Genomic DNA, 25,859 nt, shown 5'->3' on the forward strand with positions numbered 1-25,859 from the left:
TCTACCTGTCAAAAGCGGGGGCACGTCCGTCTGTACCCGATACTGTGCCTGTCCTGTATTTCGATGCACTAAAGCCAGTAGAACAGGGACAAAAAAAGCAGGGGTTCCTGCATTCCATGGGACTATGCCTTTGTAACAGTAGAGATGGCACCAGCACATGTGAGCAGAACGAAGTCTATACGAAATTAGGCTATTATGTAACGACGCTTACATACCTTTTGACGTGGAAAAGAGGGCGGTAATGACTTGGCGACCGCCCTCTTACTGATGTAGTTAAAGACAATGAAAAGCCAGGGATAAGTTATCTTCTGTGGTGAAAGCCTAAACAATCTCGAAATTCCCTATGGCATCTTCTGTTGCATCGGACATTATCATGCCCCATTCTGTGGTGGCAGCGCCTCTCGCATCTTCGCCATTCTCTAATACACATCTCACGACGGTCGGGACGACGTGGCGAGTATGGATCGAATAGGTAATAAGGATCATGGTATGGATTCATATACCCGTCATACTGTACTTGCTGAATAATTGGCTTGCTACTTTTTCTTTTCATGTTTTTGACCCCCATTTTGGAAGTAATATGCTTTATATAGTAAATGACGCTATGCCCTGTCCTGACTAAACGGATCAACGGGGTGCTTCACCCAAATACAGTAGCGGTGACTTTCGCGCGTGGCTCCGTGTGTTTCTTTTGTTTAATGTCACTGTCTGTGCAATAGATCGTATAACCATTTTGAGCCCCATTCTGGCTGGTCGAAAGAGTAGGTGTTAATCGGTCACTACAGTTTTAGTATGGAAATGAATAGCTAAGCATGTGAAAAGCACCCAGCCAATGATTGATCTGGGTGCTTTACAAGGATGTAATAGCTATTTTTTATCTGATTTTTATAAGGGATTCAAAAGACAAGAACCAATGCTCTCCTCATCACGTACCTGTCCATACATCCTTTACATATTGTTCATCCCGTTGCAGCTTATCGAGCCAAGCTCGGGCCTTTTCTTCACTTACCGAATGGATCGTTTTATAGGAAGAAATAAGCGTAGCTTCCACATCGGGGGCCATTCGACTCCCATCACCACATACATAAAGTCGAGCACCCTGATCTAGGAGACGAATCAACTCGTGTTCATCTTGTTTCATGAGATGCTGGACGTATGTTTTGGGTTGCCCCTCTGCACGAGAAAAGGCCGTATGAATGGTCACGATACCTTCCTTTACATATTGCTCAAGCTCTTCCTGATACAAGTAATCATGTTCCGGATGGCGGGCACCAAAGTAAAGATGGGCTTCACCAAGCCTTTTTCCTTGTTGTTGATAGTGCTTCCGTGCTTGCAGAAAACCCCGGAATGGCGCCACTCCGGTACCTGGTCCGATCATAATAATAGGTGTTTCTGTATCCGTAGGAAGCGTGAATTGAGATTCTGGTGTGCGTACAAATATAACAACAGGGTTATTTTGTTTCAGATCAGCTAGATAGTTCGAGGCAACGCCCCGATACTCACCCTGTCCACTCCAAGCCGGGCCGCGCACAACGCTTACTGTTATGCTAGCTCGATCTGGTAGGAGATGAGGAGAGCTAGAAATGGAATAGTATCGAGCTTTTAAAGGGGGCAGAAGCTCTAAAAATCGTTCGAAAGGTAATTCACAAGCGGGATACTGTTCCATAAGATCAAACATGGAGATGCGTTTTTGCAGAACATTGGTTTTGTAGTCATCCTCTTCAAGTAAGGCTTCCAATTCCCGTTTATGCGGCGGGCAAGTTGTATAAGAAGCAAGTTCGCGTAGCTGAGCACGTGTTGCTGCTTCCTGTAATTCTACACTGTGACTTAGTAGATCATATACACTTACCGGACGATCCAGAGGAAGATGAGCTGCACTACGTCCACTGCCACTAAGAATAAGATAATCATTACCGTTTAAGCCAAAGCGATCTACAATACGCTCGACTAGCTGAGGAGAATTCTTGGGTAGAACACCTAAATGATCCCCTTCATGGTAATGTACTCCTGATGGAATAGCTATCTCGATATGGCGAGTGCTACGCTCGCTAGTCGCTCCTTGAAGCTCTCTATTCTCCGTAACGTATGAACGGTGAGCATCATAGGATTCGGCAAGAGGAACCCCCGCAATACCATTCACATATTGAACCGAAAGCGTGTTACGCTCTCGTTCTTGATTTTCATTGATTTTTAGACCTAAAGCATTCATGACATCAGGCCACAATTGATGACGCCAATCATCAAGTTGTTTCTCAAAATCACCACTGGCGTCACCTTCCCCTTGAATCGTAAGGCGTGTTGCTCCCTTTGCTTCGAGCTGTTGATTAATAAAGTGAGGAACCTGCTGGTATGTGCTGGCCCAATTATGGTCACCACATCCGAATACAGCATAGTTGACTCCTGTAAATTCTCCAGGCTCTACCTCCTCTAGCCATTGTACAAAATCTTTCGCATTACTCGGTGGTTTTCCGTTATAAGAAGAGGTGATAATAAATACCGCGCCTTCTTTGGGAAGCTTACCTAAATAATCATTTAATGGAGCAACCTCGCTCTTGAAGCCTTGAAAACGTGCATCCTCTGCAAGTTCCCTTGCAATCCCCTCCGCAGTGCCAAGATTGGAACCATAAAGCACCAGTAGAGGAGTATTGTGTGTATCAACAATGGTAGAGACTGTTGGCTGCGCTTGCGTTTTTTCGCGTTCTTTCTCTTTTCCGGTAATTTGAAAGGACAGTTCATCTGTACGTAAACGGACACGCATGGTAAAGCCTTCTGGTTTTAGGGTTAACGTTTCCTTAATGGTAAGCTGATAATGATTATGGTCAATGATGTCAAAGTACTTTAGAATCATACCAAGTACTAAGGTTGCCTCTTGAAGTGCGAATTGTTGTCCAATGCAGGCTCGCTGCCCGTTCCCAAATGGTTTATATGCATCATAGGGGATTTGACTTGGGTCTTCAAAGCGTTCAGGACGAAACTCCTCGACGTCCTCTCCCCAGACGCTTGTATCACGATGAAGAGTGGGAATGAGTACATTGACACTCTCTCCTTTTTTCAAAGGGTATTTTCCACCCAACATCGTATCTTTCTTAGCGTAAAGGGAGAAGGCAGGGGCAGTTGGCCAAAGTCGAAGAGATTCATTCAAAATCATTGTTATGTACGTAAGATTTCGCACTTCAGAATAAGTTGGAATGGAACCTGTTAATACACGGTCTACTTCCGCATATGCCTTTTGAAGCTTATCTGGATTTTTTAATAAAAAGTATAAAGCAAAGGATAATAGACCACTTGTGGTTTCATGACCAGCGATTAAGAAAGTAATAATCTGATACCGAATGTTTTCGTCATCCAATCCTTCGCCTGTTTGGGGGTCTTTACCTCTTAGCATATGGGAAAGCAAATCGTTTGTATCATGTTGATCGTGCTCTTTACGTTCAGCTATTATTTTATCTACGAGGGTAAACATGGCTTGTATGTCATGTTTAAATTGACGTTTTGTGATGACCATCAATTTATCTTTAATCTCTAAGCGCTGTAACTGGCTCATTGCTTCATCTAGAGCTCGAACCATGCTGGTGATAAAGGGATGCGGTTGTTCTCGATAAAAGCTATTAAACCGATAATTAAAGCCGCACAACCCAATCGTATCAAGAGTAAGGCGTGTCATATCCTCTGGTACGTCAATACTCTCATCAGGGTTGAGGCGTGACCATTTCTGGATAAGCTGTACAGCGATGTCTACCATCATTGAATGGTATCCTTGCATTGCTCTTTGGCTAAAGGAAGGAAGCAGGATGTTATGAGCTTTTTGCCAATTGGTCTCTTCGGTTGAGCTAGTAAAAAGACCATCGCCTGCAAATGTTCTTACTTTTTGCAAGGGAGGCCATACATTCTTATCAAAACGAGATTCATCACAAGCCTCTGCTACTAATTGGTGATTGGAAATATAGGTACTAATACGACCTCCTGGGTACTCCAGTCGGAAGATAGGCCCTAGTTCATTGGCAAGCTTCATGATGGATTGAATCGGTATCTCTGGATTGATTAAAGGCAAATTTCCAAGGGGACCAAAGGTTTTTGGTTGTGGAATGTTTTGTGAGTGAGAAATCGTAATCAATCCTCTCTAGTACATATTTCTTGGTTATTCTCGTTTCTCTTTTAGGGATTGCTACCTTATTTTTACAAGGATTGACTGGTTTTATTCGGTTTGTTCGGAAAGATTACTAGTAATAAAATGGACTTTATAGAAACCGAGTAGGTGAATCTCTACAATAAGCATGCGCAACATTCATTCGTATGTTGAGATCTATTTGCGTATAAAGGAGAAGATATAATGGCTACTACAGTAGGCTCAATTGTCGATATTAAAGGCATAAAGGTAGGACATCAACAAGATGAGGAAGCACTTACAGGCTGTACTGTACTTCTCATGGAGCGAGGTGCAGTATGCGGAGTTGACGTTAGGGGTTCAGCTCCAGGCACCCGTGAGACTGATTTGCTTTCCCCGATAAATAAAGTTGATCAAGTCCATGCGATATGCTTGTCGGGGGGAGCGCGTTTGGCCTGGATGCAGCTAGCGGGGTGATGCGCTATTTAGAGGAGCAGGGAATTGGCCTCGATGTAGGAGTAGCAAAAATACCGATTATTCCAGCCGCAGTACTATTTGATCTTGCTTTAGGGGATGCTTCGATCCGCCCTACGATAGACATGGGCTATGAAGCGGCAAAGCAAGCGAGTGAAAGGAAGTTTGCAGAAGGAAATATTGGAGCCGGTTGTGGAGCTACTGTTGGAAAGATGGCGGGTTTTGAACGAGCAATGAAAGGCGGTCTAGGCACAGCGTCTCGTGAATTGAGTAACGGGTTACTTATTGCAGCAATTGTTGCTGTCAATGCCGTTGGTGAGGTGCGTTGTCCTGTAACTGGAGAAAGACTTGCAGGAGCACGTGGAGAAGATGAGGAGTTATTGGATATCTATGATTGTATGGAAAGAGCTACCTTTGATGTAATACCAGATGGTGCGAATACAACAATTGGAGTAGTAGCTTGTAATGCAATCCTAACCAAAGCAGAAGCGAATAAAGTTGCTCAAATGGCACATGATGGACTAGCTCGCACCATTTATCCGATTCATACCATGTACGACGGTGATACGCTATTCGCAATTGGAACAGGAGAAGTAAGGGCATCTGTGAATTTGATAGGTGCAATAGCAGCAGAGGTAATGGCAGAAGCTGTTGTAAGAGCTATAAAGGCAGCAGAGCCAGCAGGTAATATTCCATCCTACCGTAGTAGAGAACGTAAAAGCAGAAATGATATTTTAACGAAATGTAAATAGTTATCCATGATTAATAAAGTGATTTATTGCTAGGTACATATGTCAAATCGGTATTACTCCCGTAGCATGTAGTTGTGGAATCGATGTGAAATTTTGTCATTTTTATGAAATGTTATCAGCTTCTAATTGGATAAAAGTTTTTTTAGCCAAGCACAATGTCTTCGTCTTTGTGCTATTTGGCATGCTTTTATTCAGGATAAATCGTTATTAAATAAGCATTCTTGCCCTGTTATGTGTTGATAGTCCTATACAATCTCATCTGTGAATTTTTCGTAATGTCCAAAAATGGTACATTTTAGTAAAGAAAAACTTGATTTTTTTAACGCTTAGAAATTAAAACTTTTGTGATTCCATACCGATATTAGGGATAGTGCCCTATTTACATAAATGATAGGTCTAGAAGCAGGGAAGAAGAAAGAGAGGGGAAAGAGTTGTTTTCCAACATGAAAATATCTACCAGGAATTTATTGTTTACAGTTCTTAATACAATGTTGATCGGAGCTGTATTAATCTTAGCAAGTTTCATGATTCAAGGACGAGTCCTCATAGATATGCTAGAAAAAGATACCCACGCCTTGTTACAGTCACAATCTCTACATGTTTCTGCAAAAGACATACATGAGGCAGTTAGACATCCTGATCTGAACGCTTCCATACAGAAGAAACTTACAGAGGAGCTTGACCAGATTAGTAAAGAGCATCCTCAGATTAAACAAGCATATGTTTTTGGGGTTGAATTGAAAGAGGGAAATCAGACTACTATTATTTCCCAACCATCTCAAATTCTCGAGTTTATGAAATCAGAAGGAATTAAATTGGGAGATATGCTCCCTCAGCCAGACGTCATTGTGAAAGGAATACAGCATCTTATCACTACCAAACAAGATACGATGACCTCTATTTATGATGATGATTTAGGTACTTGGATTTCGGCTCTTCATCCGATCATGGATAACAGTGGAGAGATTGTTGCTTATTTCGGTATGGATGTCGATGCCAGCATGGTAACGCACGGACAGGACGCGCTGTTGCTATACTCTTCCATATTGTTATTTATTTTATTACTCATCAATTTGATCTTTCAGTATTGGATTGTGAATCGTACATTTAAACCAGTTCAAGAGCTTATGCGAGGCATTCATGAAATGAGTAAAGGAAATTTAGATGTTCGTTTGCGTGAAGGAAAGGACGAACTGGGTCAGGTTAACAACAAGTTTAACCTAATGGCAGAAAATATGCGTACGATTATGATGACAATTCGCGAATCTTCTAACCAGTTAGTAAAGAATTCACAGCAATTACATACGATTATGGAAGAAAATAACCAGCATGCCACAACAATTACGGATAACATTCAAGAAATGTTCCAACACACCAACCAGCAAAATATTGCTACAACAGAATGCGCAAAATCATTGGACGAGATGGTGATCAGTGTTGATAGCATCGCCAATAACTCAACAGAGGTTCATCACACATCTCTCAACATGAAAGATCAGGCTGAATCCGGTCAATACTCTGTCACCAAAGTGGCGGATCAAATGCATTTAATTCAGCATTCTGTGCAGGAATCTGAAAATATTATTAATGTGCTACAATCACAGTCAGGTAAAATTGGTGAGATTGTCAAAATGATTTCCGAAATTGCGAACCAGACGAATCTACTTGCCTTAAATGCAGCAATTGAAGCGCAACGAGCAGGTGATCACGGTCGAGGCTTCTCAGTTGTTGCGGATGAGGTACGAAAACTAGCTGAACAATCTAAGCGCTCGGCAGAAGAAATCAGCCAGTTAATCGGGGATATTCAGGAACGCACAAATACAGCAGTAATCTCTATTCGCCAAGGTTCGGAGCACGTTCAGGATGGTGTGAAGATCGTAGAAGAAACGGGTGAGATATTCCGTCATATGGTTCAGGCAAGTACAGAGGTATCCGACCGTATGCAAGAGGTTTCTGCTTCGACGCAACAAATGGCAGCTGAAACAGAGGAAGTTACCTCTGTGGTGAAACAAGTATCGGAAAATGCACTAAAAAACACAAAATCAGCAGAAAACATCCAGGCTAAGTCAGATAATCAGTTAGCTTCTTACCAAGAAATTTTAGTGTCTGTTGACGGATTGAGTAAAATAGCGCAGGAATTAGATAAGGCGCTTTCCCAACTAAGATTAGAAGAACACAAGTAGATTTTCATCTCTACGAGGGTGTTGGGCAGTCAGCAGAATGCTAATAGTGAGTAGAGAGAGGAGAGATCAGATGCTGGTCTCTCTTCTTTTTTCACCTTTTCACATACATACAAATTATTTAGGAGGCAGGAGTTTATCATGCACAATACAACAAGATACGAACCAATAACGTTCCCACTAGACAATAATCGCTTCGGTCAGCTCACAAATACTGTGACGGCAAGAAGCTCGTATGATTTGACTCCGTATATGACAAAGTTATGGGAAAAGGGACAGGAGATTCATTTATTGGCCTTGTACATCATGTGGTTGCACCGAGTCAGCGGGACTGAGCAGATTACACTGGGTACTCTTGTGCAAGAGAAATGGGTACCAGTAGCGATAACCGTTCAACAAGGGATGAGCTATAATGATTTACTTGATCAGGTTGAACAAGCATGGAAAAGCAAGACAGAACAAGCTGATGCTTCCTACTCATTCATGCAATTCCCAAGTACATTTCGTGTACAAAAAGAACCACTATTTCATATCGAATCACAATTGGCTGCTCCCTTACATGCTGGAATCATCGTGAACGAAACAAAAGCTAGTTGGAATATGTATTATGATTCCCACCGATTCCGTGAGCAGACAATTGATCGGTTTATGGAACAACTCGAACGTCTAGCAGAACAGGCTGTGCTGTATCCACATATTACTTTTACTACTTATCCGATGCTGTCTCGAATGGAACAGCAGCTTTATCAATCGATTAATCAGACAGTGGAAGCATTCCCAGCAGAAAAAACGATTTTGGATATCTTTCACGAGGTAGTAGAAGCGTATGGGGAGAGGGTAGCCTTACAGACAGATGAAGCTACGTATACATATAACCAATTAGAAGCGGCGTCTAATCGGGTTGCTACAATGTTACTACAGCATGGAGTTGAGCTAGGGCAATATGTATCATTATTTATGGAGCGAAGTATCGAAGCTACCATAGCACTACTAGGGATATTGAAAGCAGGGGCAGCTTATGTTCCATTAGACCCACACCATCCGAGAGAGCGTAATGCTCATATTATTACTGAGACGAATTCTCATGTGGTTTTATCTAGTTTTGCCTATCGAGATTTAGTGATACAAGCTATTCCTAAAGCGCAGGTGCTATGGATCGAAGACATTGAACTATATTCTGAGAAAGCTGTAAAACCAGCTATTAGCCCACTGCACCCAGCCTATGTTATTTTTACCTCTGGGTCTACAGGAACACCTAAGGGAGTTATTCTACATCATCAAGGAGTGGTGAATTACGGACTCGCTGTTAGAAAAATGATGAATGTGACAGAAGAGGACATCTTTACGCAGTTCATCACATTTAGCTTTGATGCATCCATACATGAGTTGTTTGGTGGTTTGTTAAACGGGGTTACCTTACATTTTTTGACGAACGAAGAAAGAATGGATTCGATTGCTTTTGCAAAAGCAATAAAGCGTGTAGGAATTACATGCATTCCTGGCATCCCCGCGGCTTTCTTTAATCAATTAGTAAAAACGTTGCCAAGCACGGAAGCAGACAGCTTTGCCAAAGTTAAAAGCATAGGGGTAGGTGGAGAACTACTAACTGGTGAGGTAGTACGTTCCTTCCAAGCTACATTTTCACGTGAAACCATCATTTATAATTTGTATGGACCTACGGAATGCACGGTGACAGCTACGTACCATGCTGTGACAAAACCGGTTTCAGATGCTACCATCAGCATCCCAATTGGCAAACCTCTTGCAAACTATGAGATATATCTTGTCAACGAATCATATCAGCTGTGCCCCATCGGTGTTCCAGGAGAAATTCTGATTAGCACGGTAGGGATTTCAAAAGGCTATCTGCATATGCCTGAGAAAACGAAGGAAGTCTTTATTCCAGATCCGTTCTTACAAGGCTCAGGAAAAATCTTTTATAAAACAGGTGATTTGGGGCGTATATTGGATGATGGAAACGTGGAGTATTTAGAACGTAAAGATTTTCAAGTCAAAATTCGTGGACATCGGATTGAAATGGGAGAGATTGAGGAGCGGTTGGCCACGTATCCAGGGATACAAAACGTAACGGTTATAGTGAAAAAAGATCGTGACAATCAGAATAGATTAATAGCTTTTTACACAACAAAAACACAACAGGAGATTGATCCGTCGCTTTTACAGGATTTTATCTCACAAAAGCTGCCGCCTTACATGGTTCCAGCACAGTTTGGTTATATATCAGCAATGCCGATAACACCAACGGGTAAAATTGATCGTAAACAGCTAGCAAGTATTGAATTAAAACCGGTAACAAGAAACCAAATATATACCGCACCTAGAACGGAGATTGAACAGGAGATTGCCCGAGTGTGGCAAACGGGACTAGGAGTAGATCGTGTGGGTTTGAGTGATAACTTTTTTGAAATAGGAGGTCATTCTCTTAAAATTATAGAGTTATTAGTTGAATTAAAACCAAAATATCCTATGGTAAAGATTAATGATTTCTTCACCCATCCAACTGTTCAATCATTAGCGTATCGAATTGAAGAACTGTATCGAGAAAAACAGGAGGCAGAACAAGCGAGTGCTGGAAGGATTGGTGGTAATGATCAAACGGAGGAAGTACTTGCTGAATATCCAGAGCGTTTACAAACTACGAAAAAAATCGTACGACGAAAGCAACGTACATTCCTGCTAACGGGGGCGACAGGCTATCTTGGTTCTCACTTGTTGTATGAATTATTACAGAAAACCCCGGGCACGATTTATTGTTTGGTACGCGGGAAAGATGTTCAGGCTGCTATGGATCGTTTATATCAAAATTATTCCTTTTATTTCGGTAAGGAGCAGCAGAAACAGCTCACGTCACGTGTAAAGGTTATGATAGGCGATCTGCAAGAAGTAAGGTTGGGATTAGGAAAAGAGGATTGGTATGAGCTTGTTCAAAATGTGGATGCCATTATGCACTGTGGAGCAGATGTGTCTCACTTTGGCGATGCTCAGCATTTCTATCAGGTAAATGTACGAAGCACGGAGACGTTACTTGATCTGGCCAGAGAAAAGCAGGGTATTCATTTTCACTATGTTTCTACGATTGGTATTCCCGAAGAACTGTCCCATGCAGGGAAATGGCATGAATTACGTAATGCAGAGCAAATGGATTATTCTATTGTGCTAGAAAATCATTACGTCAATAGCAAATGGGAGTCTGAGAAGCATGTGATGAAGGCGTTTGAACAAGAAGGTATACCAGTGACAATCTATCGTGCTGGCAATCTAAGTAGCCATTCTTTAGCTGGTACGTTTCAACGCAACATGGAAACAAATGCAATGTATCGAATGTGTCGGGCGATGTTCTTACTGGGAATTGCACCACATGCCGATTGGCTAGTAGATTTCACTCCCATTGATTTTGCTGGAAAAGCGATTGCTACGCTCGCATTGCAAGAGGAAGCAGTCGGAGCCATTTTCCATGTTGTCAATCCAAAACAAATTCCGTATGTAGAGATATTGGAACATTTTCAGTCCTTTGGCTATAAATTGAGCCTAGTTTCTCAACAACAATATGAACAGTGGTTATTTGATGGAACAGAAAAAAATCGGGAAGGAATGGAGCTTGCTATTACCCAGCTAGAGGGAGATGGAGCACGTAATTCGAATGTTCGATTTGCTTGCCCTAATACGACGGCCTTGTTACAAAAGCTTCATATTTCATGCCCACAACCCACGAAAGCATATTTTAAGGCGATGGTGAAGTATGCCATAGCAAACGGATATTTCCCGATGCCAACGTTGGCAGAGCCCATTTGTTAACTAAGTGTTGTTTACGTAATAGTCCTCTAATTATCATTTGGTTTCAGAATAGCCCAGAAAGATTTATAATAAGCTACATGTAATGAAAGTCATCAGACAAACCAGGTTAGAGGTGAAATAACATGGAATTAATTATTTTAGCAAAGTTGATGCTTTCTGCTTTCCTTGGAATCGTAATTGGAATTGAGCGTGAATTAAAACAAAAACCACTGGGATTAAAAACCAGCGTAATCATATCGGTTAGTAGCTGCTTACTGACGATTGTTTCGATCGAATCTGCTCAATTTTATGCGGAAACGTCTATTAATAATCGGACAGACCCTATGCGTTTGGCTGCGCAGATCGTTAGTGGAATCGGTTTTTTGGGTGCAGGGGTTATTTTGCGCCGAAATAATGATGTTATTTCTGGCCTTACCACAGCAGCAATTATTTGGTCTAGTGCAGGTATTGGAATTGCGGTCGGGTCAGGCTTTTATTATGAAGCAGCATTAGGAGCTGCGATGATTTTGTTTTCTGTGCAGTTGCTCCCATATTTAGTAAATATGATTGGAGTTCGAAAATTACAAGGAAAAGAGTTAAAAATTCGTCTGTTCTTAGATGAGCACTCACATATGACAGCGATTATCCAGAAATTCAAAGAAGAAGATATGAAGATTAAGAATGTCTGGTTAAAGGATGTTGATAAGCAAAGGGTACAGATGGATCTACGACTGGTTGTGTATGATCATATCTACATTACTGACATCTATGAGATGGTACATAATTTAAATGGGGTGGCACGTGTAGAGATTGACAGCTAGTGATGGATTACGTATACTGATTGATAAGTTTACAGGCATTTTATAAATGAACCATAAATTATAAACACGCGCAATGACGAAGAGGAGTATGCATGCAGATTGCTAAAGAGAGCTGATGGTTGGTGAAAATCAGTGCAGGAAGCTTGCAGAATGGACTTTTGAGCGTCCAGACCGATAGTGTGTAGGGTTAAACACACAGGTAGGCTCTGGCGGAGTGTCTCACCGATACAAGGGACAGGTATTCGAACAATGGCATGTAGAAGTGCGCGTTTGTTCCGATACAATAGAGCGCGCTGTTAAAACGGCGAATTAAGGTGGCACCACGGGTTTCTCGTCCTTATTTTTAAAGATAAGGATGAGGAGCCCTTTTTGTATTTCTGTAAACAAAATAGGATGTAATCAGGACAAGGAGCGTGATGAGAATGGAAGATGGTTGGTGGTGGCTTTATCAACTGAATGCTACAAATAAAAAGAGGGGGATCAATGCCTGGTGTATCCAACGATCTCCGCTCTCAAAACGAAAGAGGCTGATTATATATGAACAAGCAAAAACTAGTATCAGGTATTCGTTCTACAGGTGAATTACATTTGGGTAACTATTATGGTGCGATGAAAGGCATTGATAAGGTTGTTAACACATACGATGCTAATTTTTTTATTGCAGATTTGCATACATTGACCACACATCCTAGCCGAGAGCATATGTCTACAAATGCTTTAGAGGCTGCTGCCAGCTATCTGGCATCGGGCCTGAATCCAGAGCACTGCACGTTTTACACACAATCTGCCCTGTCAGCCGAGGTTGCAGAATTATCCTTGTATCTAGGTATGGTAATGCCATTAGGTGAGTTGATGCGGTGTCCAACATTTAAAGAGAAAGCAAAGAAACATCCTGATAATGTAAATTATGGTTTGGTTGGATACCCTGTACTGATGACAGCAGATATCCTGTTGCATAAAGGTGAAGTAGTACCTGTTGGTGAAGATCAATTGGTGCATTTGGAGATGGCACGGCAAATCGTTCGCCGTTTCAATCATATGTATGGTGAGATTTTTGCATACCCACAACCGTTGGCAGAGAATGCAGTTCGTATTCCAGCGTTACATGGACAGGGGAAAATGAGTAAGTCAGACGGAATCGATACGTATATTAGTTTACAGGATGACAAAAGTCAGATTGACCAGAAAGTAAAGAAGGCATATTCTGATCCAACTCGTCTCTATCTTCAACAACCAGGTCACCCAAGTGTACAAGGTTGTAATGTCTACCATCTGCATACGTACTTTACGGATGAGCAAGGTCAACAGCAACTTAGAGAACAATGTTCAACGGCATCAATTGGATGTGTAGCTTGCAAAAAGCGACTAGCTGAAGAAATCGAACAAATTGTAGAACCTTTCCGTACTCGGAAACAGCAACTCACAGAAGAACAAATACTTGATACCCTTCAACAGGGTGCACAGAAAGCTCGGTTATCTGCCCAAAAGGTTCTTCAAGAGGTACGAAATGCTATTGGGATCCTGATGGTATAAGTTTTGCAACGAATGATTATGTTGATTCTCTATATTGACAATTATGGTATAATTATACAAAATATAAGAGTGAATTATCCCAAGCTTGAGATACTATCATAGATCTGGAACACAATAAAGAAAGCTTGTTGACGACTCAAATGTGTAGCTTGTATGAATGGATGTACAAGAACGATAAATAAATTTGGTACTTTTTAAACAAAGGAGCTGTTAAAGTGAAAACGATCCCTGCGCTCAAACATGCAACTATCGCATTTGCTGTCTGTCTAGGCCTTTGTTCCTCCTTTTTTGCCATTCCCGAAGCGGTACAAGCGGCCGGCAATCTAGAGCCAGATTATGAAGTGAAGCTATTACTGGACTCTAATCAAGTGCTGTCTTCTGATCACAAGCTACTACCAGAAGTTCTTAAAGCATTCAACATGCCTGACTCCGCCATTAAAATGAATGTGCAGTTTCTAGATACAGATGATCAGGATTTGAATCAAGAAGGCTGGATCAGTCGCATCCGCAAATTGGACAGTAAAGAACATTTGGAAGTAACTTATAAGAAAAGATATCCCATCGAAAACAATAACATTGATGCTGCTTTGACACAGGCTAATAAGGACGGATTTGATGCTACAGATACCAATTATGAAGCGCAGGTGGAATGGGGTTACAAACAAAAAACCTTAAGCATCTCCAGAAAGAAAAAAGTAAAACAATCAGGTTATCAAGGAACAGATTTACCCTCTCATGCCGACTCCATCAAACTAGTGACCGCCAATATTCCTGGAAAACTGGACAAATGGCTCTACGCTGGATGGGGAAAAGAAAAATTAGGACAAGCGAGAATTTATGGGCCTGTTCTGGCAGAACGCTACACAGGAACATGGAATGGGCTAAAGATCGATGTGGAAATTTGGCCGATTAAATCTGCCTCTGGAAACAGTGTAGAATATATTGTAGAAGCTTCCTTCAAAACCACCAAAAGCAGGGAAGCAACAGAGGGACAAAAGGAGTTAATGGCATTTTTAGAAGCAAAGGGATGGTTTTTACCAAAAGACTCTTTGAAAACGGCTTTGATTTTGGAAAGATATTAGAGCTACCTATTCATATACTGCAAAAGAATCCTTGAAGCCTATCTTCAAGGATTCTTTTGCTTTTCTTCCATCTTATTTGATGAACATAAACTGAATGGATTGTCTAAGGTGATTCAGCATGTCGACGCTTTCTTTAAATTCTGGACTTTCCGGCTTCTCCAAATATGGTGCTTCACTTGGTGTTTGCAACGCATACACCTTACCATCCTGCATTCCTAGCACGGTAAATAGTCCCGTATCTGCATATTCATCTTTATCCCACACGGTTTTGTTGATGATGAGGACGCTGAAGAAAAATTCCGGTTTGATGGCCTTATTTTTCGGCACATATTGAAAAGTAACTTCATTCGTCTTTTTTTCTACCTTAATCTTATCCTTCCATTCAGAAGGAAGACTGATAAGAGCTTTTTGATCTTCAATCACATAAGCATCTTTGCTGGTTATTGCTCCATTCTGTTGGGAGGCGTTGCTTTTTACTTTCACGATCTTATCTTTTTGATCCCACTGCACTTCTCCTCCGAGCGATTCTGCCAAAGCGCGTGCCGGTACAAACACCCGGCCATTGATGATTTGGGCTTGCGCGTCTGATTTCACTTCTTTCCCATCTACCATTAATTTGATGGCTGGGGCAGCATAAGCCATACCCGATACAAGCAGTGCTGTAGCTAATACGCCGCAAAATAAACTCTTTTTCCCCATCTTCTTCATGTTGTAACTATCTCCTTTTAGTGTGAATATCTGTTTATTGATAACTTGCTTGACCTAAAGCATACGGAATATTCGTGGGGAAAAGCAAACATCAAATATGGCTGTATTTTCCTAATATCCTGCATTTTATGAAATCTGGTCTATTCAGCATGGGCACACAGAGTGTTCCTCAAAGCCAGCACACAATTCAGTATTATGAGTCCCATCATTTGTGTCTATTTTTCCCTTTTTTCCACAAATACGTTTAATTCCATTCCGTACTCTTCTTTAAATGTGGATCTGTATTTTTCACTTATTTCCGATACTTTTCGGTTTGCTTCTTCCATGTTTTCGAACAGCCCTACTTCAATATAAAACATATTCTCACTGTCTTTAAGAATACGAACTCCTTTCTCTTCGATTAGCCCTTCTTCAATAAGCGCCAATTTTTCCCCGAGCGGATAAGCAGCAGTTCTTATTGAATATACAGTTTTTTCCTGTACCTGATGATCTTTTGAAAGGTTCAATACGATTTGAGCAGGATCCGAATATTCCTTTACCTCATACTTAACTGGTGATTTGAATACAAATACGAAACGATCAGAAGAGTCGTCCAGTGTAATTAACCGGTAAGCATCTGCCACCAAATCGCTCTTCTTCAGTTCCTCAAATGTTTGATTATCAAACCATCTTACGCCATCCAACGTAAAAGTCATCGTGTAGGGGTTTTCCTGATAGGATACGTGGAAAGCGGGAGCGGTTTTTTGTAGTGTTTCCCCCCACTCCTTGTTACCTTGGGTAAAGTTGATCACAATTTGCTCGGCATCTTTTTCCTTCTTGAACGTAATTGGCTTGATGTTGCTTCCGTCCGTTCTTTCCCCGCCATTGGCATACCCGCTATTAAACTGCAATACATTCACAAGGCTTCCTAGAAACGGTACATTTTCCGCAGCAGCAACGAAACCCGGCAACGTGTTGACGGCAACTCCGAATAATAAAAACATGGCCGCGACTCCGCCAAGTCCTTTCATCAAAATTCTGCTTGTTTTATTTTTCATTCGTCCTACTCCCTTATTCCGTGATGATAATTCCGCATTGCCCTTTGCTTTAGCTGATTGGATTACAGCATCCAGCTCCTTCGGTATTTCGATGCTTTCATAGCTCTGTTTCAGTTCATTTAATTGATTGTTCAAGATGTTCAACCTCCTGCAAATCAATTTTTAATTTTTGAAGTCCCCGATAGAGACGCGACTTAACAGTACTTACGGGCACGTCCAATATTTCTGCTACGGACTCCAGCGTCATATCCTCAAAAAACCTTAAGATAATTACCGTCTTATATTTTAGATCGAGTTTCGCTAGTGCTTGCCTCACATCGAAGATCTCATCGCGCTTGTTATCTGAATGGTACATAACATTTTCCAAAATACTCATATCCATAAATATAATCCTTCGTGTCTTTCGTAAAGAATTATGAGCACAATTAATCGCGATACGATACAACCATGATTTGAGAAATTCAGGATTTCTCAGGCTATCGATTGAAACGATAGCCTTATATATCGTATCCTGGACGATATCCAGCGCTTCGTCACGATTTTTGACAAAACTGTAAGCAAGACGGTATAAATTTTCCTTGTTTTCTTCTATAAGTCTATAAAGATGCTCTCTCTCCTCAGTGGACTGAACTGGAGTATGCGCGCGCATTTAGTTCTCTCCTTTCAAACAAATGTTACAATCGTCTGTTTCCATTATTAGACCATCCAGTTGATCAGAAAGTTTCATTTTTTAAAAGGGGAGTGAAAGGCTGCTCTATTCCATCACGTAATTTTTAATAAAAGTAAAATTCAAAGAGGAGGTCCGTGATTTAAGCAACTGTGGGGAGGATATCATGCGATAAAAGCATCTTACAAACAGAAATACCTAATTTCAGTTACCCAGATAAGAGGTCGAAGAAAAAAACAGACTCCTAACCATCTCTTCTCAAAAGCCTAGAAAGGAGAAAGACGAATTATAATTATTCTCATGTATGTAAAAATCAAAATAATGAAGGCTATAGAGATGTAACCAAATGGAACTAAGTTAAACATAAAACGTTCCCCCCTTTAACCCATGCAGGTAAAAGGGAGGAACGTTTTCAAATTTGTACCAGGTCGTTTGGTTTATGATTTACTTGCTTTCGCTAATTCCTCATCGCTTGGAACCTTACCATTAAAAGCTAGAGAAGCTTTTGAAACTTGATTGTTATGAGCAACCTGTTTTTCCTGGTGATGTTGCTTGTTACTGGATTGGCCCATAAATTGTTGAGTATAAACGGGCATTGCGACTGAAGTTTGATTCATTTGCTGTGAAGATTGCATAATAACCATGGCTTGTTTATCATGCAAGTCTGCCTGTTGACGATGCATCAGAGCTTGCTGCTCGTGAGCCTGAGCTTGAGTTAGATGGGCCTGAGCTTGTTGCTTATGCATATTGATCTGTTGATTGTACTGTGAAGTAAGCATGTGCATGAGATAGCCTCCTTTCCACTGGATCACTTTAGCGCTATCGGGAAACAGGTTTTGCTTGCGATTCTTTACTCATGGTATTGGAAGAACGCGTTTGTGAAGGGTTATTTTTATCACTTTGTTGAGGTTTGACTCCGTTATGCTTGGACATGATGACACTTCCTTTCTTGTTGGGGGCTGTTGAAAATGTCTTTCATAGCATCCCCATTTCCGCAAAACACATGGCGTAAATCAGTCAAAAAGGGATGAAAAACTTTTACCAATCCCATCAGTGATCATAATGCTCTATCACCCAGTTTATAAAAGAGGCTAGGCGAAGATCGCTTTCTTTTTCAGCAGGGTAGGCCAGAAGGGTGGGGCGAGTAAACGTGCCATGGGAAATATCGATAGTGACTAATTTTCTTTGTAGCTTTTCTTGCTGAACGAAACGTGAAGGTAATAAAGCAATCCCTAAATTTTGTAAAACCATCTGCTTTACAGCGCTAAAACTATCTAGCTCCATTATGATAGTTGGGAAAACTCCATTTTCTGCTAAATAACGTTCAACTCGTTGACGATAGGGAGCGGTAGGATTGCCAAAAGCAATTAGAGATTGCTTATCCCACTCCGCCCAGCCAGGATAATTTGAAGCCCATGGATGATGAGGTGAGCAGACTAGCAAAATAGGATCTTCGGGCAAATATGTAGTCTTAATGTGCGGATGGTACAATTCATTACCCAAAAAAGCTAGATCAGCGGTACCAGCTAATAAAGAGTGAACAGATTCTTCAAATAAGGTAGAACGTAGATAACAGGTAAACGAAGGGTCCACTTGACGATATCCCCCTAACAGACGAGGTAGCTGTGTGGAGACAAATGCCTTCCCGGCAACGATTCGCAGTGGACGTATCTGATGATTTTGCTGAATAAATTGCTGATATTGTTCCATCATGGAACTGGCAACAGGTAAAAAAGCTCGTCCTTCCTCCGTTAGCGTTACCCCCGAGGTTGTACGGGTAAAGAGAGTCATCTCTAGCTCTTTTTCCAATTGCTTCAGCCGATGTGTTACAGTGGACTGCGCTAAAAAGTGGGCATGTGCCGTTTTATTTATGGAACCCATGCGGGCGATAGAAATAAAAATTTCCAAGCTTTGTAAGTCCATAAAACCCTCCTATTTCAAAGATTAGTCTGTATGTAAGGATATCGAACTTATCGATAGCTTATTATCGCAATTATATAACTAGCCTGATAAATAAAGAAGTAAGATATACGCAGAGGCAAACGACTCCTTTATGGCTGTATATAGAAAGCAAAGGAGTTTCATGACAGAATGGAATTGTCCTCGAATTTTTGGAAAGGAAGGAGATAGGAATGTCTACTCATTTTCATAATCCTCTCCTAAAAGAAGCATATAAGGCTAGGGAAGCCACTGGTAGTTGGAGAGACAAAATGCTGGAGTTTGTACAACCAGAGGGATGGCAGGTATTGGATGCAGGCTGTGGAGGGGGAATTTATACAAGAGCCTGGGCCGATCTCGGTGCCAAGCAAGTAACCGCAATGGATTTTTCGGAGGTTATGCTATCTGCTGCCCAGGAAGAGTGCCATTCGTATCCACAAATCGTGTATCATCTAGGTGATATGCGAAATACACATCTAGCCACGGATACATATGATCTCATTTTTTCGCGTGCAACAATACATCACTTCACTGAATGGACTACTTGCTTTGAAGAACAAATGAGAATTTTAAACGAAACAGGTACATTTATTATTCAGGATCGTACGTTATTGGACTGCTTGTTACCAGGAAGCCCTGCTCATCTACGAGGATACTTATTTGAATATTTTCCAGAGCTAAAAAAGCTGGAACAGCAACGAAGACCAAGCGCTGAGGCAATAAGGGAAGCATTGTATCAAGTGGGCTTTTCATCTGTACAGAGTGAAGACTTCTGGGAAGTGCGACGAACTTATTCTTCTCTTCAAGAATATCAACAGGATTTGTTAAATCGGAGGGGACGCTCGATCTTACATGAAATAAGCAATGAGCAACTTGAAATCTATGTGAACGATTTGCAGTACAAATTGCCAACCGAACAGCCATTAGAAGAGAGGGATCGCTGGACATTGTGGATTGCCAGAAAATAAAGATAGAAAAGTTCATCAAGTGGGAAAGTTGCTAATCTATAGAGTGATAGGAAACTTGTGAATTTACTTGTCACAATTGTTGATATGACTTGTTTCAATATTGGGTACATTATATAATTAATTTGCCATTGTTTGCTATCCTTGAACAGGTATATCATTTGCAAAGGGGTTGAACTGGGATGCAATGGGTTATGGACGTAACCATGTTTCTGATAACTCTGTTTATTTTGGCTGGGGTTTTTCGTTCCATTAAGGCGAAAAACAAGTTTGCCACAGCGTTTGGTCTGGTTTCATTAGCAGTATTTGTGTACGCCGATTTCCTTATTCTTAAATTCGCAACAGGTGCGTAATTGTAAAATGTTTGGTGGTTTCATCATGAGAAGCTTTTGCTTTTGGCAAAGCTTCTTTTTTTGTGGACTTTACTATGTTTATGAATACGGAGCTAATTAGATAGACGTGCTCTTTTTGACGCATGATCAAGAAAGGGTTACGTCATACTAGAAATAGGAGGTGGAGTAGTAATGAGATGGAATAAAGGTAAGTCCGATACTGTTCATATTAAGGGAATCCTGATGACAGATTCAAAAACCAAGTGGCTATGTCAACGATTAAAAGCAGGGCATATTGCCATGATTGATCATGGAAATCTGGATGTAACAGCGGCTGAAGACCTGATTGCATCTCAAGTAAAAGCAGTTATCAATCTCTCCCCTTTTTTGACAGGCGATTTTTTGACAGAAGGAGCAGCCCTTCTTTTACAAGAGAACATAGTACTATATGAAATCGAAAATGCAGGAACGATTGTAAGCGATATACAATTTTTTTTAGATGGAAAGAAAGTAGAAATTATCAATAATTGCTTACATGCTGTTCCGTCTAAAAAACAAATCAAGATTCCGCTACGTCCTTTTCTTATGTCAGATTACGAGACGAGAGCCCAGCAAGCTATTAGTCACGAGCCGGAACATTACATACAATTTCTAACGAACACGTTATCCTTTATCGAACAAGAAAAAAACCTCTTTACAACTAGACTTCCACTTGTACCCATTCGTGCATCGTTTACGAATCGCTTTGTTGTACTTGTTAATCGCGGTCCTTCTGCACGAGATGATCTTCACTCATTGTCCGCTTTTATAAAGAAATATCGACCGATTTTACTTGCGGTAGATGGGGGAGCAGATGTCATCCTGCGCTGTGGATGGGTTCCTGATGTTATTATAGGTGATTTAGATAGCATATCGGATCGTGCCCTTTATTCTGGAGCAGAGATTATCTTGCACGCTTATAAAAATGGAATAGCACCTGGGCGAAGTCGCTTGGATAGGCTGGGTGTATCGTATCAACTGTTACCAGCTCCTGGCACGAGTGAGGATGTAGCTATGCTAGTAGCCTATCAAGGACAAGCTACTCGAATTATTACAGTCGGTAGTCATACCAACATGCAAGATTTCTTGGAAAAAGGAAGAAAAGGGATGGCTAGTACCTTTCTTATTCGTACTCGCATTGGACATAAGCTTATTGACGCAAAAGGAATCCATTACTTGATACAGCAAAAAGAAATGTTCAGACCTTCTGTGGGTACTGTTGTTGCAAGTTCATTGTGCTTGATATTACTGCTTTTATTCATGCATCCAACGATTCGTACAGTTGGCTATATGCTCTGGACGCATGTTAGTAGGGGAATGGTATGAGAGTTAGCGCGATTATCCCAGCTTTTAATGAGCAGGATTGGATTGAAGAAACGGTTTCTACATTGAGAGAATTATCGTTCATCCAAGAATTGATTGTAGTAGATGATGGGAGTATCGATTGTACGGCTACCATCGCTAGGCCGTGGGTTGATCAGCTGATTACGCTTCCTAAGAATGTTGGCAAAGGAGTTGCTCTACAAGCGGGCTGGAAGGAAGCTACAGGTGATATTATTTTGTTTTTAGATGCTGATTTACAGAAGAGCGCACGTGAAGTGGACAAGTTACTGACTCCTGTCGTCAGGGAAGAATGTGATATGACGATAGCCATATTACCAAAAGCTCCACGCAAGGCTGGTTTTGGACTAACTAGAAAGCTGGCTTATCAAGGAATAGCACAGATGACCCAGCAGAAGCTACAAGCTCCTTTATCCGGGCAAAGAGCCTTTAGACGCGATTTGTTTTCCTGTGTTCGTTTCATGGATTGTGGGTTTGGTATTGAGGTAGCAATGACAATTGATATTTTGCGGGCTGGATATCGAATCAAAGAGGTTCCGGTGAAATTTACACATCGCTATACATCTAACAATCTCCATGGATTTTTGCATAGGGGAAAAGAGTTTTGGCATGTTTATCAAACTCTACAACGCAAACGGCAAGAGGTGAAAAAAGATGAATAATAGCTCCATTCTATTACTATCCTGTATTGCGATCATCCTACCTCTGATTTTACACGATGTATTTTTTCTTCGAGGGATTAAAATACTGAAGAGACATGAGATTGTCAGGTTGAATTATCAAGAGGAATTGATACCAACAGGCTGTGGATGGTTCTTATTTTTTTATATTACCAGTACCTATTTGTTGCTATTGCTCTTATGGATCTTCCAGGCTTCTGTAGTAATACCTTGGAAATTTGGAGTGTTTTTTCTATGCGGTTCGTTTGCAATCGCTGCGCTGGGCTGGCAGGATGACTGCGCTCACGATAGGCATATCAAAGGATTCCGCGGACATGTAGGTACCCTACTGACTGAACGAAGAATGACCAGTGGCTTTTTAAAAGCTTGGGCAGGGGGCAATATTTCTCTCATTATTTGTCTGGCTTTGTATGATACCGTGCTGGAGGTTCTGTTCCATACCATTCTGCTTGCCTTGTCGATTAATCTGATAAACCTATTTGATTTACGACCAGGAAGAGCAAGTAAGGTTTTTTTGAGCTTATTCATTCTTGTATTAGCATCGACGCCTTTCTTTAGCGTCCCCGTTTCATGGATCATGATTTATCCAATCATATGTGCTACCCTTCTTTTATTTTATCATGATGCAAAACGAATGGTCATGCTAGGAGATACAGGCTCCAACTATCTCGGATTTATTTTAGGGTACACGTTAGTCTGTACGACTCCTTTCAACATCAAAATTGTTTTTTTCTTGTTGTTTTTGATTTTGCATATATTGGCAGAACGTTATTCATTTACGACCTTTATTAGCAATCGACCACTTTTACACAGGTTAGATTTGTTGGGTGGAAAAAAAGCCCCGCCTATACATAGCGAAGCTTCTTACTCATCATCTTCTTCGAGATCTCGTTTCATGAAGCGTGGTTGAACGCGATTACGTTTACGGTCATGATGCAAAATAAAGCCACCAATAAATGCAATAGGCACAACAAATAAAATGGCTCCAAATGTAAAGTGTCCCCACAAAAATTGATTGATATCAGGATTAAAGTATTGATATAAAGTATCGCGCATCATTTTAAAGCCCCATCCCGCGATGACAGCAGGAATCACCATGATGAGCAACGCAACGATTCTTTGACCGAGCAACCAAGCCACATCCTTTTTGTAAAGGTTTGTTTATCTCCATCATAAAACATCTGATGGTGCTTGTCTAACCTACAAAATACGATAAAATGTAAGTGGAAGATTCAGCCATAGCAGCAGTCCTCAATGAAAGGGGTGGGTTTTACATGCATAAAGTTATTGTGGTGGGGGCTGGAAAAGGCGGTACACTACTAATCCACTTATTGTTGCAGATGGAGGGTGTAGAGCTCATTGCTGTGATCGACCACAATGCTGACGCCCCAGGTATACAAGTGGCCAACTCTCTAGGGATACAGGTAGGGACGGATTATATTCCTTATTTGGCTCGCGATGTGGACTTGATTTTGGAAGCAACTGGCGATCCTCATGCCTATGATGACATTTTAAAGAGAAAGCGCGCTGAAACTGTTTTAATACCTGGTAATTTTACGAGTATTATCATGAGATTAATTCGTGAGCGCGAAAAGCTCATTCAGACACTTCGTCAGAAGCAACGAGAGTATGATACCATGCTAAACTCCACACACGACGCAATTATTGCTGTCAACGAAGAGGGGCAGGTAACGATTTTTAATCGAGCTAGTGAAAAACTGATGGGACTGTCTAAGAATGAAGTGATTGGTACACGTGCGGAACAGACTATTCCCAATACACGTTTGCACTATGTACTAAAATCTGGTCAGCCTGAGATTAATCAGGAGCAGGCCTTAACGAATGACACTCGTATTATTACCAATCGGGTACCTGTACGAAATGATGCTGGGGAAGTGGTCGGGGCTGTCTCTGTCTTCCGAGATATTACTGAGATTATATCTTTACTTGAAGAAGTAACTGATTTAAAAGAATTACAAAGCTTATTGCAAGGAATTTTGCATTCATCTGATGAGGCTATTTCTGTTGTTGATGGTGATGGGATCGGACTGTTAATTAATCCAGCCTATACACGCATTACGGGCATGACTCCCGATGATGTGATAGGTAAACCAGCCACTGTGGATATTTCTGAAGGTGAGAGTATGCATATGCAAGTACTGCGTACCAAAAAACCAGTTCGCGGTGTTCGTATGAAGTTAGGACCAATGCGTAAAGATGTGGTGGTAAACGTAGCCCCCGTGCTGGTAAATGGAGAATTGCGTGGTAGTGTAGGCGTTATTCATGATATATCTGAATTTAAGACCTTATCTGAAGAGTTAGAGACAGCTAAACGACTTATCCGTACTCTGGAAGCAAAGTATACCTTCGACGATATTATCGGAGATAGTGAACCGATGAAAGGGGCTATCGAACAGGCTAAGTTAGCTGCCATGACTCCGGCTACTGTCATTTTGCGTGGTGAATCAGGGACTGGTAAAGAGTTGTTTGCCCATGCGATTCACAACGGAAGCTCACGTAAGTACAATCAATTCATTCGAGTTAATTGTGCATCCTTATCAGAGACCTTGTTAGAAAGTGAACTGTTTGGTTATGAAGAGGGAGCCTTCACTGGTGCTAAACGTGGAGGTAAACGCGGCCTATTTGAAGAAGCAAGTGGCGGCACCATTTTTTTAGATGAAATTGGTGAGCTATCTATGGGCATGCAAGCTAAACTTTTACGTGTATTACAGGAAAAAGAGATTATCCGAGTTGGTGGTACGAAAGCGATTCCAATCGACGTTCGCATTATTGCAGCTACCCATGTACATATGGAAACAGCCATTCAGGCAGGCAAATTCCGAGAAGATCTATATTACCGCTTACATGTGTTGCCGATTTATATCCCCCTCTTGCGTCAACGACAAGAGGATTTGGAATCGCTTGCTAATTTTTTATTACAAAAATTTAATCTCGAATATGGGCGTCACGTTCAGCAGATCAACAATTCTACATTGGATGTCCTAAAAGGGTACCGTTGGCCAGGGAACGTTCGTGAACTCGAAAATATTTTGGGACGGGCTATTATTCACATGAAGTTTACAGAGATAGAGATCATGCCACATCATTTACCACCTTTGGAACGAACGCATGTTTCTCAAACAGAAGCAGCGCATCAAAAGCCAGCTAGTAGGGAAACTAGAACCTTAAAGCAGGCTGTCGAAGAAGCGGAAAAACAGTGTATTTTACAAGAACTACATAAGGCAAAAGGCAATAGAACGGAAGCAGCTAAGCAATTAGGAGTATCCTTACGCAATCTATATTATAAAATGGAGAAACTAGGCATTTTGGAAACGAATCCACAAGATGGTTTGTGAATATCTGCAAAATTTTGCGTGCAAAGGATTGCAAAGTTGTGCAAAATATTTCAT

Annotated in this window: 18 protein-coding genes, 1 pseudogene and 1 other annotated feature; of the genes and pseudogenes, 12 read left to right on the top strand and 7 right to left on the bottom strand. The window is 41.2% G+C overall.

Annotated features, from left to right (window positions below; genetic code table 11):
• Positions 1 to 925: 925 nt before the first annotated feature.
• Positions 926 to 4,114 carry a bifunctional cytochrome P450/NADPH--P450 reductase gene (locus ACQV1I_RS09310; RefSeq protein ID WP_116333724.1) on the bottom strand — a complete coding sequence of 1,063 codons (3,189 nt, stop codon included), beginning with the start codon at positions 4,112 to 4,114 and terminating at the stop codon, positions 926 to 928.
• Positions 4,115 to 4,330: 216 nt separating this feature from the next.
• On the opposite strand from ACQV1I_RS09310, the pseudogene ACQV1I_RS09315 reads away from it, so the two are divergent.
• The 6 genes and pseudogenes from ACQV1I_RS09315 to ACQV1I_RS09340 all read left to right on the top strand — a co-directional run bounded on the left by ACQV1I_RS09315 (position 4,331) and on the right by ACQV1I_RS09340 (position 14,742).
• A pseudogene (locus ACQV1I_RS09315) lies at positions 4,331 to 5,331 on the top strand (P1 family peptidase).
• 443 nt (positions 5,332 to 5,774) lie between these two features.
• A complete protein-coding gene (locus ACQV1I_RS09320) occupies positions 5,775 to 7,514 on the top strand; it encodes a methyl-accepting chemotaxis protein (RefSeq protein WP_236645741.1) in 1,740 nt (579 codons plus the stop codon).
• Positions 7,515 to 7,652: 138 nt separating this feature from the next.
• Positions 7,653 to 11,327, top strand: a complete 3,675-nt coding sequence (locus ACQV1I_RS09325; protein WP_116333726.1) for a non-ribosomal peptide synthetase — start codon at positions 7,653 to 7,655, stop codon at positions 11,325 to 11,327.
• A gap of 122 nt (positions 11,328 to 11,449) precedes the next feature.
• A complete protein-coding gene (locus ACQV1I_RS09330) occupies positions 11,450 to 12,127 on the top strand; it encodes an MgtC/SapB family protein (protein ID WP_018672492.1) in 678 nt (225 codons plus the stop codon).
• A gap of 64 nt (positions 12,128 to 12,191) precedes the next feature.
• Positions 12,192 to 12,469 (top strand) — a binding site (T-box leader).
• A 195-nt stretch (positions 12,470 to 12,664) separates the two neighbouring features.
• The gene (gene trpS / locus ACQV1I_RS09335; protein ID WP_116333727.1) at positions 12,665 to 13,660 is read left to right on the top strand and encodes a tryptophan--tRNA ligase; all 996 of its coding nucleotides are present in this window, start codon (positions 12,665 to 12,667) and stop codon (positions 13,658 to 13,660) included.
• 215 nt (positions 13,661 to 13,875) lie between these two features.
• On the top strand, positions 13,876 to 14,742 hold the full coding sequence (locus ACQV1I_RS09340; protein ID WP_116333728.1) for a hypothetical protein: 867 nt from the start codon (positions 13,876 to 13,878) through the stop codon (positions 14,740 to 14,742).
• Between the two features lie 72 nt (positions 14,743 to 14,814).
• Here ACQV1I_RS09340 and ACQV1I_RS09345 read toward each other — a convergent pair whose 3' ends face one another.
• From ACQV1I_RS09345 to ACQV1I_RS09365, 5 genes are all read right to left on the bottom strand, one after another.
• The gene (locus ACQV1I_RS09345; protein WP_116333729.1) at positions 14,815 to 15,450 is read right to left on the bottom strand and encodes a copper amine oxidase N-terminal domain-containing protein; all 636 of its coding nucleotides are present in this window, start codon (positions 15,448 to 15,450) and stop codon (positions 14,815 to 14,817) included.
• 215 nt (positions 15,451 to 15,665) lie between these two features.
• Entirely contained in the window at positions 15,666 to 16,622 is a 957-nt protein-coding gene (locus tag ACQV1I_RS09350; RefSeq protein ID WP_116333730.1) for a DUF4179 domain-containing protein, read from the bottom strand.
• On the bottom strand, positions 16,603 to 17,136 hold the full coding sequence (locus tag ACQV1I_RS09355; RefSeq protein WP_116333731.1) for a sigma-70 family RNA polymerase sigma factor: 534 nt from the start codon (positions 17,134 to 17,136) through the stop codon (positions 16,603 to 16,605). The genes ACQV1I_RS09350 and ACQV1I_RS09355 overlap by 20 nt, the downstream gene beginning before the upstream one ends.
• A gap of 455 nt (positions 17,137 to 17,591) precedes the next feature.
• Positions 17,592 to 17,939, bottom strand: coding sequence for a hypothetical protein (locus tag ACQV1I_RS09360; protein ID WP_094699047.1), 348 nt, complete (start codon positions 17,937 to 17,939; stop codon positions 17,592 to 17,594).
• 265 nt (positions 17,940 to 18,204) lie between these two features.
• Positions 18,205 to 19,077 carry a LysR family transcriptional regulator gene (locus tag ACQV1I_RS09365; RefSeq protein WP_116333732.1) on the bottom strand — a complete coding sequence of 291 codons (873 nt, stop codon included), beginning with the start codon at positions 19,075 to 19,077 and terminating at the stop codon, positions 18,205 to 18,207.
• Between the two features lie 209 nt (positions 19,078 to 19,286).
• Between ACQV1I_RS09365 and ACQV1I_RS09370 the strand changes: the two genes are divergently transcribed.
• The 5 genes from ACQV1I_RS09370 (at position 19,287) to ACQV1I_RS09390 (ending at position 23,359) form a co-directional block, all read left to right on the top strand.
• The gene (locus ACQV1I_RS09370) at positions 19,287 to 20,060 is read left to right on the top strand and encodes a class I SAM-dependent methyltransferase (RefSeq protein WP_116333733.1); all 774 of its coding nucleotides are present in this window, start codon (positions 19,287 to 19,289) and stop codon (positions 20,058 to 20,060) included.
• A gap of 179 nt (positions 20,061 to 20,239) precedes the next feature.
• Positions 20,240 to 20,410, top strand: a complete 171-nt coding sequence (locus ACQV1I_RS09375) for a DUF2759 family protein (protein ID WP_018672501.1) — start codon at positions 20,240 to 20,242, stop codon at positions 20,408 to 20,410.
• Between the two features lie 171 nt (positions 20,411 to 20,581).
• The gene (gene steA / locus ACQV1I_RS09380) at positions 20,582 to 21,754 is read left to right on the top strand and encodes a putative cytokinetic ring protein SteA (RefSeq protein ID WP_094699041.1); all 1,173 of its coding nucleotides are present in this window, start codon (positions 20,582 to 20,584) and stop codon (positions 21,752 to 21,754) included.
• The gene (locus tag ACQV1I_RS09385) at positions 21,751 to 22,431 is read left to right on the top strand and encodes a glycosyltransferase family 2 protein (RefSeq protein ID WP_104067137.1); all 681 of its coding nucleotides are present in this window, start codon (positions 21,751 to 21,753) and stop codon (positions 22,429 to 22,431) included. Before steA ends, ACQV1I_RS09385 begins: the two co-directional genes overlap by 4 nt.
• Positions 22,424 to 23,359: a hypothetical protein gene (locus ACQV1I_RS09390; RefSeq protein WP_094699037.1), complete on the top strand. Its 936-nt coding sequence runs from the start codon at positions 22,424 to 22,426 to the stop codon at positions 23,357 to 23,359. Before ACQV1I_RS09385 ends, ACQV1I_RS09390 begins: the two co-directional genes overlap by 8 nt.
• On the opposite strand, the gene ACQV1I_RS09395 is transcribed toward ACQV1I_RS09390, so the two are convergent.
• Positions 23,314 to 23,580: a DUF2627 domain-containing protein gene (locus ACQV1I_RS09395; protein ID WP_094699036.1), complete on the bottom strand. Its 267-nt coding sequence runs from the start codon at positions 23,578 to 23,580 to the stop codon at positions 23,314 to 23,316. The genes ACQV1I_RS09390 and ACQV1I_RS09395 overlap by 46 nt on opposite strands.
• Before the next feature lie 143 nt (positions 23,581 to 23,723).
• Here ACQV1I_RS09395 and ACQV1I_RS09400 point away from each other — a divergent pair, with 143 nt between their 5' ends.
• Entirely contained in the window at positions 23,724 to 25,805 is a 2,082-nt protein-coding gene (locus tag ACQV1I_RS09400) for a sigma 54-interacting transcriptional regulator (RefSeq protein ID WP_094699034.1), read from the top strand.
• The last annotated feature ends 54 nt before the right edge of the window (positions 25,806 to 25,859 follow it).

The organism is Brevibacillus sp. JB24b, from assembly GCF_051713385.1.
Lineage (GTDB): Bacteria > Bacillota > Bacilli > Brevibacillales > Brevibacillaceae > Brevibacillus_B > Brevibacillus_B laterosporus.